9 protein-coding genes and 1 pseudogene are annotated in these 9,549 nt (G+C 63.7%); 7 read left to right on the top strand and 3 right to left on the bottom strand.

Annotated features, from left to right (window positions below):
* The 3 genes from EOA60_RS07570 to EOA60_RS07560 all read left to right on the top strand — a co-directional run.
* On the top strand, positions 1 to 463 hold a 463-nt coding region (locus EOA60_RS07570; protein WP_128311206.1), incomplete at its 5' end, for an HlyD family efflux transporter periplasmic adaptor subunit.
* Between the two features lie 136 nt (positions 464 to 599).
* Complete coding sequence (locus EOA60_RS07565) at positions 600 to 1,250, top strand: TetR/AcrR family transcriptional regulator (RefSeq protein ID WP_127334918.1); 651 nt, start codon at positions 600 to 602, stop codon at positions 1,248 to 1,250.
* A gap of 57 nt (positions 1,251 to 1,307) precedes the next feature.
* Positions 1,308 to 2,471, top strand: coding sequence for an isovaleryl-CoA dehydrogenase (locus EOA60_RS07560; RefSeq protein ID WP_095823695.1), 1,164 nt, complete (start codon positions 1,308 to 1,310; stop codon positions 2,469 to 2,471).
* 17 nt (positions 2,472 to 2,488) lie between these two features.
* Here EOA60_RS07560 and EOA60_RS07555 read toward each other — a convergent pair whose 3' ends face one another.
* Positions 2,489 to 2,881, bottom strand: a complete 393-nt coding sequence (locus EOA60_RS07555) for a hypothetical protein (protein ID WP_066997523.1) — start codon at positions 2,879 to 2,881, stop codon at positions 2,489 to 2,491.
* A 244-nt stretch (positions 2,882 to 3,125) separates the two neighbouring features.
* On the opposite strand from EOA60_RS07555, the gene EOA60_RS07550 reads away from it, so the two are divergent.
* The 4 genes from EOA60_RS07550 (at position 3,126) to EOA60_RS07535 (ending at position 7,772) form a co-directional block, all read left to right on the top strand.
* Positions 3,126 to 4,733 carry a carboxyl transferase domain-containing protein gene (locus EOA60_RS07550; RefSeq protein WP_095823696.1) on the top strand — a complete coding sequence of 536 codons (1,608 nt, stop codon included), beginning with the start codon at positions 3,126 to 3,128 and terminating at the stop codon, positions 4,731 to 4,733.
* A 2-nt stretch (positions 4,734 to 4,735) separates the two neighbouring features.
* Positions 4,736 to 5,266: an O-acetyl-ADP-ribose deacetylase gene (locus tag EOA60_RS07545; protein WP_095823697.1), complete on the top strand. Its 531-nt coding sequence runs from the start codon at positions 4,736 to 4,738 to the stop codon at positions 5,264 to 5,266.
* A 120-nt stretch (positions 5,267 to 5,386) separates the two neighbouring features.
* A complete protein-coding gene (locus EOA60_RS07540) occupies positions 5,387 to 5,761 on the top strand; it encodes a hypothetical protein (protein ID WP_067321032.1) in 375 nt (124 codons plus the stop codon).
* Positions 5,762 to 5,810: 49 nt separating this feature from the next.
* Complete coding sequence (locus EOA60_RS07535) at positions 5,811 to 7,772, top strand: acetyl/propionyl/methylcrotonyl-CoA carboxylase subunit alpha (RefSeq protein ID WP_128311204.1); 1,962 nt, start codon at positions 5,811 to 5,813, stop codon at positions 7,770 to 7,772.
* Positions 7,773 to 7,933: 161 nt separating this feature from the next.
* On the opposite strand, the gene EOA60_RS07530 is transcribed toward EOA60_RS07535, so the two are convergent.
* Positions 7,934 to 9,055: an ABC transporter substrate-binding protein gene (locus EOA60_RS07530; RefSeq protein ID WP_067321025.1), complete on the bottom strand. Its 1,122-nt coding sequence runs from the start codon at positions 9,053 to 9,055 to the stop codon at positions 7,934 to 7,936.
* A gap of 379 nt (positions 9,056 to 9,434) precedes the next feature.
* Positions 9,435 to 9,549 (bottom strand): annotated as a pseudogene (locus tag EOA60_RS07525) (sel1 repeat family protein); the annotation flags it as partial.

Below are 9,549 nucleotides of genomic sequence, written 5' to 3'. Positions count from 1 at the left end.
GAAGCAGATCGATATCCGCGCCCCGCAATCGGGCCGGGTGCATCAGCTGGCCGTGCACACGATCGGCGGCGTGATCGCGCCCGGCGAGGCGATCATGCAGATCGTGCCGAGCGCCGACGCGCTGGTGGTCGAGGCGCGCGTCGCGCCGCAGGACATCGACCAGGTGCGCATCGGACAGAACGCCACGCTTCGCCTTTCGGCCTTCAGCCAGCAGATCACGCCGGAAGTCGAGGGCCAGGTTGACCGTATCTCGCCCGACCTCATCGAGGACCAGAAAGCCGGGGTCGCCTATTACGCGGTGCGCATCGTGCTGACGCAAAGCAGCCTCAAACAGGCGGGATCGCTGGAACTGAAGCCGGGAATGCCGGCGGAGGTGTTCCTGAGAACCGGCGACCGCACGGTGCTTTCCTATCTGCTTAAGCCCCTGACCGATCAGGCGAGCCGCGCTTTCCGCGGCGATTAAGTCGCTCCGCTCTACAGATCCAGCCGAGGCTTGCGTCAGACCGAGTGCAGGCCATTGCCCTTCGGCCTGAACACCTTCGCTTGCCCGCTTGAATTAATTGAACGTTCGTTTTATTATCTGCTTCGCAGAGGCAAACATGGCACGCACCACGGGTTCAGATGGCGAAAAAACCGAGGCGGCCGTTCGCGAGGCGGCGGTCGGCCTGATCGCGCGGCTCGGCTATGAGGCGATGTCGATGCGCCAGCTGGCGACCGAAGTCGGCGTGCAGGCCGCCGCGCTCTATCGCTATTTTCCCACCAAGGAGGATCTGCTGTTCACGCTGATGCGCGAGCATATGGAAGGCCTGCTCAAGGCCTGGGATGACGCGCGCCCGGCAGCGGCCGATCCGGCGGCGCGGCTCGCCGCCTATGTCGAGAACCACATTGCCTTCCATATCGAGCGGCGCCGCGCCACCCATGTCTCCAACATGGAATTGCGCAGCCTCTCGCATGAGCGGCTGACGCAGATCCTCAAGATGCGCACGGCCTATGAGAAGGAATTGCGCGCGATCCTGCGCGACGGCGCCGAAGCCGGCATCTTCGAGATCGATGATGTCGGCCTGACCGCCATGGCGCTGATCCAGATGATGACCGGCGTCATCGTCTGGTTCCGTCCGGGCGAGCGGCTGTCGATCTCTGAAGTCACCACGACATATCTTTCGATGACAAGGCGGCTCGTCGGCGCGAAGATCGGCGCCGGCAGCGCAACGCGTCCCGTCCGACGCGCAAAGGAGGCCGTGGCACTTTGATTTCGCGCATTATCCTTATCGAAGTCGATTTCGGGGTCATGCGCCGGGAGGAACGCCATGTATACGAATACGCTGAACTTCGGGCTTGATGCCGACATCGAGGCGTTGCGCGATACCGTAAGGCGCTTGGCACAAGACAGGATCGCGCCAATCGCGGCCGATATCGACCGCTCCAACGAATTCCCGGCACATCTGTGGGGGGAGCTCGGCGCGCTCGGCCTGCTCGGCATCACCGCCGATCCCGAGTTCGGCGGCAGCGGTATGGGCTATCTCGCGCATGTCGTGGCGATGGAGGAGATTTCCCGCGCATCCGCCTCGGTCGGCCTCTCCTACGGCGCGCATTCCAATCTCTGCGTCAACCAGATCAACCGCTGGGCAACGCCGGCACAGAAGGAGAAATACCTCCCTGCGCTCTGCTCGGGCGAAAAGGTCGGCGCGCTGGCAATGTCGGAATCCGGATCAGGCTCGGACGTCGTGTCGCTGCGGCTGCGCGCCGAAAAGCGCAACGACCGCTATGTGCTCAACGGTTCGAAAATGTGGATCACCAACGGACCCGATGCCGAGACCTTGGTGGTCTATGCCAAGACCGATCCGGAGCGCAATTCGCGCGGCATCACCGCCTTCATCATCGAAAAAACCTTTGCCGGGTTTTCGGTGGCCCAAAAACTGGACAAGCTCGGCATGCGCGGCTCGAACACCGGCGAGCTCGTCTTCGAGAATGTCGAGGTGCCGTTCGAGAATGTGCTGCATGAGGAAGGGCGCGGCGTCGAGGTGCTGATGTCGGGCCTCGACTATGAGCGCGCCGTGCTCTCCGGCGGGCCGATCGGGCTGATGGCGGCCTGCCTCGACGTGGCGGTGCCTTACGTGCATGAGCGCAAGCAGTTCGGCCAGCCGATCGGCAGTTTTCAGCTGGTGCAGGGCAAGCTTGCCGACATGTATTCGACGATGAACGCGGCGCGCGCCTATGTCTACGCCGTGGCCGGTGCCTGCGACCGCGGCGAGACCACGCGCAAGGACGCCGCCGGCTGCGTGCTCTTCGCGGCCGAAAAGGCGACGCAGATGGCGCTCGATGCCATCCAGCTGCTCGGCGGCAACGGCTATATCAACGATTATCCGACCGGGCGGCTTCTGCGCGACGCCAAGCTCTACGAGATCGGCGCCGGCACCAGCGAGATCCGCCGCTGGCTGATCGGCCGCGAGATCATGGCGGAGGGAGTGTGATGTCTCCCTCCGTCACCTCAGCCGAACGCCTTGGGCAGGTCGTCGGTCGGCTTGGCGACGATCTGATGCTCATCGCGCCACAGAACCTCACGCTGGCGCCGGGACGTGATCGAGCGCACAGGCAAGCCGCCCTCCTCGATCAGCCAGGCGCAATAGCGCGCACGGCTGATGGCTTCCTTGGCGTTCGGGTGGAACCAGCAGACGCCCCAAATCGACTCACGGCGCTTGAAATGCCGCCCAACCCGGCCAGGAATGGGCAAATGCCGATTGAACCAGTCGAACTGATCCTCCAGTTCGCCATGGATCCAGTCCGGGCAGCCATTCCGGTACAAGTACCAGGACGCATGGAAAAAGCCGCTCTCTACCCGGCTCTTCGGATGGATCAGCGGCGTTACAAACCGCACATACATAGTGACACCCACAGCGCTTGCAGGCGCCGTGTTCCTTTTGCTCGAATCCGGGACGTGGAAAGCCGCCCTTCGGCGGCGTCAGGCCATGGCCGAGGGGAGACATTTGTTGAAACGCATATCGATGCCTTTCATCGTCGCCTCCTGAGGTGTCATTCGTACAAAAGATGCCGCGCTGCGCACGCAGCATCCGGGTGCGGGCTGTTACACTGGTTGCGTTGCGGCATCAAGAGGTGTGAGGAATAACGTGGCCACACTCCAAACCCAAATCTCCCCCTCCTCGGAAACCTTCCGCGCCAATGCCGAGCGCATGCGGGCGCTGGTCGACGATATCGCCGAGAAGGCGGCGGGCATCGAGCGAGGCGGCTCGGACGAGGCGCGCGAGCGCCACCAAAGCCGCGGCAAGCTGCTGCCGCGCGAAAGATTGGCGCAACTGCTCGACACCGGCTCGCCTTTTCTCGAGGTCGGCCAGTTCGCGGCATGGTCGATGTATGGCGAGGATATTCCGTCGGCCGGCATCATCACCGGCATCGGCCGTGTCGAAGGCCGGGAGGTGATGGTCGTCGTCAACGACGCGACGGTGAAAGGCGGCACCTATTATCCGGTGACGGTGAAGAAGCATCTGCGCGCGCAGGAGATCGCGCTGCAGAACAAGCTGCCTTGCGTCTACCTGGTCGACAGCGGCGGCGCCAACCTGCCCAACCAGGACGAGGTCTTCCCCGACCGTGAGCATTTCGGCCGCATCTTCTACAACCAGGCCAACATGTCGGCAGCCGGCATCCCGCAGATCGCTTGCGTCATGGGCTCCTGCACGGCGGGCGGGGCCTATGTGCCGGCGATGTCGGACGAAACGATCATGGTGCGCAACCAGGCGACCATTTTTCTTGGCGGCCCGCCGCTGGTGAAGGCTGCCACCGGCGAGGACGTCAGCGCCGAGGAGCTCGGCGGCGCCGAGGTCCACACCAGGCTTTCCGGCGTCGCCGACCACTATGCCATGGATGACGAGCACGCGCTGGCCATTTGCCGACGCATCGTCAAGAACCTGAATCGGAACAAGGCCGTAAGCCTGAACTTACAGAAACCAGTATCACCGCTTCACGATCCGCATGAACTCTACGGCATCGTGCCGACTGATTTGCGCCAGCCCTATGACGTTCGCGAGGTGATCGCGCGTCTGGTCGACGGTTCCGAGTTCGACGAGTTCAAGCAGAATTACGGCACCACCTTGGTCACCGGTTTTGCGCATCTGCACGGCATGCCGGTCGGCATCCTCGGCAACAATGGGGTGCTGTTCTCGGAAAGCGCGCTGAAGGGCGCGCATTTCATCGAGCTCTGCTGCCAGCGCGGCATTCCGCTGATCTTCCTGCAGAACATCACCGGCTTCATGGTCGGGCGAAAGTATGAGGCCGGCGGCATCGCCAAGGACGGCGCCAAGCTGGTCACGGCGGTCGCCACGGCACGCGTGCCGAAGCTTACGGTGATCATCGGCGGTTCGTTCGGCGCCGGCAATTACGGCATGTGCGGCCGCGCCTATTCGCCCCGCTTCCTGTGGATGTGGCCGAATGCGCGCATTTCGGTGATGGGCGGCGAGCAGGCGGCGACGGTGCTCGCCATGGTCAAGCGCGAGGGCATCGAGCGCAAGGGCGGTGAGTGGAGCGCCGAAGAGGAAGCGAAATTCAGGAAGCCGATCCTGATGAAATACGAGCATGAGGGTCACCCGCTCTATTCTTCGGCAAGGCTTTGGGACGACGGCATCATCGATCCGGCCAGGACGCGCGAGGTGCTGGCGCTCAGCCTCTCGGCGGCGCTCAATACCGGGGTCGAGGAAACGAAGTTCGGCGTGTTCAGGATGTGACGATGAGCGGCGTCAGCGATAGGATCCGCGTGCATACCGGCGACATCACCAGGCTTAAGGTCGATGCCATCGTCAATGCCGCCAATTCCTCGCTGCTCGGCGGCGGTGGTGTCGACGGCGCTATCCACCGCGCCGCCGGGCCGGAGCTGGTCGCCGAATGCCGCACGCTGAACGGCTGCAGGACCGGGGATGCCAAACTGACGAAAGGCTACCGGCTGCCGGCGCGCTATGTCATTCACACTGTCGGCCCGGTCTGGCACGGCGGGGGCGAGAGCGAGGCGGAGTTGCTCGCCTCCTGCTATCGGCGCTCGCTGGAGATTGCCACCGGTAAGGACTGTCGAACGATAGCATTTCCGGCGATCTCGACCGGCATCTACGGCTATCCGAAAGATCAGGCTACCGAAGTAGCCGTCGGCACGGTTGCTGTTTTTCTAGGCGAAAACGCCATCCCCGAGACCGTCACTTTCTGCTGCTTCGACGATCTGACTGCCAGACTATACAGCTCAGCCGTTGCTGCGATTGGGGGAGGCTGAACTTTATGACAAAGACGTTCCACCCGTTCACGAGATCGACAATGTTGAGTGACCATCTAGCGACGCCGGCAAATATTCGATATTGCTCATCCTGCATTGTCTCATGGGGATGGGGTAAAAATGATACGAGAATATCTGCGGAAAGCATCCGCGTCGATACTTGCAGGAATGCTTATATGCGCCTCGTGCGGCGCTGTCGTCGCCGGGTCGCTGGCTGGAAGCGAGGGGGACAAGCGCTTTCCACCCTACATCCCACGCAATCCCAAGGATCCGTGCAACAGGGCATACAAGGCCTATCTGGCGGCGAGCGGCCATTCAGCCTACGCGACCACGCCTTATGCCCGGATCATGTCGTCTTACATCATCTGTGGTGGACACCTGAATGCGCCGTCCCAAAAGGTTGCGGAAGAGCTGGCGATGAAATCCTGCCTGGCCACGCGCGCGCACTACAAGGTGACTACGGGCGGCGCCTGCGAGATCGCCGCATCGAAGTAGGCCCGCGCCTGCCGAATTGGCGCTGCCCGTCGCAAACTCGGGATGCTCCATGTTCGGCAAGATCCTGATCGCCAATCGCGGCGAGATCGCTTGCCGCGTCATCCGCACCGCGCGCAAGCTCGGCGTGCGAACAGTCGCCGTCTATTCGGATGCCGACGCGCGAGCGCTGCATGTCGAGATGGCCGACGAGGCGGTGCATATCGGCCCCTCGCCGGTCGGTGACAGCTATCTGCGCGGCGACAGGATCATTGCCGCGGCGCTTGCCACAGGCGCCGAGGCAATCCACCCCGGCTACGGCTTCCTGTCGGAGAACCCCGACTTCGTCGACCAGGTGACGGCGGCGGGCCTCATCTTCATCGGCCCGTCCGCCGCCTCGATCCGCGCCATGGGGCTGAAGGATGCCGCCAAGCGGTTGATGGAAAAGGCCGGCGTTCCGGTGGTGCCCGGCTATCACGGCGAAGCGCAGGAGATTGTGCTGCTTGCCACAAAAGCGCGCGAGATCGGCTACCCGGTGCTGATCAAGGCGCGCGCCGGCGGCGGCGGCAAGGGCATGCGGCGCGTCGACCATCCGGACGACTTCTCCGAGGCGCTGTCCGGAGCGCGGCGCGAGGCCAAGGCTGCCTTCGGCGACGACCGCGTTCTGGTCGAAAAATATGTCGACAAGCCGCGACACATCGAAGTCCAGGTGTTCGGCGACAATTTCGGCAATGTCGTGCATCTTTTCGAGCGCGACTGCTCGGCGCAGCGCCGCCACCAGAAGGTGATCGAGGAGGGGCCCGCCCCCGGCATGACGCCGGCGCTGCGCAAGGCGATGACGGAAGCGGCGGTGAAGGCCGCCAAGGCAATCAGCTATTCGGGCGCCGGCACGATCGAATTCATCGTCGATGCTTCCGAGGCCCTCAAAGCCGACCGCTTCTGGTTCATGGAGATGAACACACGGCTGCAGGTCGAGCATCCCGTCACCGAGATGGTCACCGGCGTCGATCTGGTCGAATGGCAGCTTCGTGTCGCCGCCGGCGAAAAACTGCCGAAGGCGCAGAACGAGATCGCCCTTGCCGGACATGCTTTCGAGGCGCGCATCTACGCCGAGGACGCGGCCAAGGGATTCCTGCCGGCGACGGGCACGCTTTATCATCTCAAATTCCCCGACACGCCGCCGGAGGATGCCGCCATGCGCATCGAGACCGGCGTGCGGGCCGGCGATGCGATCTCGCCCTTCTACGATCCGATGATCGCCAAGCTGGTGGTGCACGCTAGGGACAGAACCACCGCGCTTGGCGCGCTGCGCAAGGCGCTGGCCCGAACCGAAGTTGCCGGCTCGACGGTCAACACCGCCTTCCTTGCAGCACTCGCCGCCGACGCCGATTTCGCGGCGGGCGATATCGACACCGGCCTGATCGGCCGGCATCAGGATGCTCTCGTCGCTGTTCCCCCGCCAAGCGATGAAGCGATCGCCGCGGCGGCGCTGGCAGCGACCGACGCAAGCACGGCGGGTCCGGCCGCCGATCCGTGGTCCTCGCTCGCCGGCTACGCGCATTTCCATACGCTGGCGCGCCGCACCCGGTTGCGTTACGGCGAGGAGAACATCCTGGCCCGGGTATCGGCGCGGCCTGACGGCCGCTTCCAGGTGGCGCTGGAGGCGCCGCATGACGCGATCAACGCGCACGACCTCAGGAGCATGCCGCGCAGCGCGCGCTGGCCGGGCCATGTCACGGTGTTCGAAGGAGCGGTCGGATATACATTCACGGTGCCGGATCCGCTGGCCAAGGCGGATGAGGCCGCGGCCGCGTCGGACAGCCTGCGCGCGCCGATGCCGGGATTGGTCAAGCTGGTGCGCGCGGCAGCGGGCGATACCGTTATCAAGGGCCAGCCGCTCCTAATCCTCGAAGCGATGAAGATGGAGCACACGATCGCCGCACCCCATGATGGGGTGATTGCCGAGATCGCGGCCGAAGGCGCGCAAGTGAGCGACGGCACGGTGCTGGTGCGGTTCGAGGACGCACGGGGCTGAGCTGCCGGTCGCCTTGGATCGGCAACGGGACAAACTGGCTGGGGCGGCAGGACTCCAGGGGGCGCCGTAGAGCGCCGAACTGGCCTCCAAATCAGTGCCAAGGCACATACGAAAACGGCCGGGACAAATCCCGGCCATTTCCAATCGATCTGCAGAACGAATTACGGCTTGATCGGCGCGTATTTGCCGTCGTGCCACTGGTTGATGTCGTAGCTGGCGTTCTTCAGGTCGCCCTTCTCGTCGAAGATCACGTCGCCGACCACGGTGCTGATCGGCTTGCCGTCCTTCAGCGCCTCGGCGACCTTGGCCGGGTCGTCGGTGCCGGCGCGCTTGACGCCTTCGGCCACCGCCTGGATCACTGCATAGGAGAACAGCGTGAAACCTTCCGGTGTGAAGCCGCCTTGCTTGATCTTGGCCACGGCCTCCTTCGCTTCCGGCTTCGACTGCGGATCCGAGGGGAAGACGAACATCGTGCCTTCACCGGCCGGGCCGGCGATCTGCCAGAATTCCGGCGAGGCGATCGAGTCCGGCATGATCAGCTGGAACTTGACGTTCTGCTCCGCTGCCTGGCGCAGGATCAAGCCGGCCTCCGGATGGTAGCCGCCGAAATAGACGACGTCGGCCTTGAGCTCTTTCAGCTTGGTGACCAAAGCCGAATAGTCCTTCTCGCCGGCATTGATGCCTTCATAGTCGACCTCCTTGAGGCCGCCGGCATTCATGGTCGCCTTGACAGCATCGGCAACGCCCTGACCGTAGGCGCTCTTGTCGTGCAGGACGACGACGTTCTTGCCGGCATATTTCTTGGCGATCCATGGACCGATGAAAGCGCCCTGCGCATCGTCACGCGTGTAGAGGCGCATGATCGTCGGCCAGCCGGCCTTGGCCGCGGCGTCGGTCAGTTCCGGATTCGACGAGGCCGGGCTCATCATCAGGGTGCCGGCTTCGGCGTAGACGGCGGAAGCGGGAATGCTCGAGCCCGAGCAGGCATGGCCGTCGACGAACTTGACGCCGTTGGCAACGATACGGTTGGCGACCGACACGGCCTGCTTCGGATCGCATTGGTCGTCCTGGATGTCGATCTTGATCTTGTTGCCGTTGACACCTCCGGCGGCATTGATGGCATCCGCCGCGGCCTGCGCGCCCTGCTTGAACTGGTCGCCGATGTTGGCGAGCTGCCCGGTCATCGGGCCGACCACCGAAATCGTGATGTCGTCGGCGAAGGCAACCGATGCGCTCATCGTCAGGCCCAATGCGGCCGCGCTCAAAATACCCAATCTTTTCATGACAATAGAACTCCTCCACTTGCGCGCGGCCGTTCCGGCCACGCTTCTTCCAGAGAGCCGGGACAATTTCACCCTTCGCCGGAACTGTCGAGAGCACAATGTATCGGGATTTGGTTCATTCCGACGGGGAGTTCTTGGGCCAAGCCGCCGTTCCCATACAGCCGGAGACTGCGCAAATGCAAAAGCCGCGCCGGCCTTGTCCCAGCCGGTCGCGGCTTTTGCAGTCGAGCTTCCCGGCGCCCCGCGCGCCTGAACCCGCTCGCTTCCCTGTGTTGTCGCACGGCTTGAGTTCGTTGACCTGCCGCGTTCTTGGTCTGGTTAACCGGCCGTCTTTTTGCGGCCTTGTCCCTTAAGAGCTTTCGGGCCTTACCCCGCAAAATCAGTGCATCGTCATCCATTCGCGCGCTTCGCGCAGCGCCTTGGCGATCTCGGCCTTCGACATCGATGCCGACAATTCCGAGCGCAGCTCGGCGGCGCGGAGCGATCCCTTGATC

Origin of the sequence: Mesorhizobium sp. M1A.F.Ca.IN.020.06.1.1 (genome assembly GCF_004023265.1) — a bacterium.
GTDB lineage: Bacteria > Pseudomonadota > Alphaproteobacteria > Rhizobiales > Rhizobiaceae > Mesorhizobium.
Note: the sequence above shows the minus strand (reverse complement) of the source record. Positions and strands in the feature narration are given on the sequence as shown.

Coding starts and splice junctions, on each gene's coding strand:
- EOA60_RS07530 (WP_067321025.1), bottom strand. CDS start 9,055: ATGAAAAGATTGGGTATTTTGAGCGCGGCCGCATTGGGCCTGACGATG.
- EOA60_RS07545 (WP_095823697.1), top strand. CDS start 4,736: ATGAGCGGCGTCAGCGATAGGATCCGCGTGCATACCGGCGACATCACC.
- EOA60_RS07540 (WP_067321032.1), top strand. CDS start 5,387: ATGATACGAGAATATCTGCGGAAAGCATCCGCGTCGATACTTGCAGGA.
- EOA60_RS07565 (WP_127334918.1), top strand. CDS start 600: ATGGCACGCACCACGGGTTCAGATGGCGAAAAAACCGAGGCGGCCGTT.
- EOA60_RS07535 (WP_128311204.1), top strand. CDS start 5,811: ATGTTCGGCAAGATCCTGATCGCCAATCGCGGCGAGATCGCTTGCCGC.
- EOA60_RS07560 (WP_095823695.1), top strand. CDS start 1,308: ATGTATACGAATACGCTGAACTTCGGGCTTGATGCCGACATCGAGGCG.
- EOA60_RS07555 (WP_066997523.1), bottom strand. CDS start 2,881: ATGTATGTGCGGTTTGTAACGCCGCTGATCCATCCGAAGAGCCGGGTA.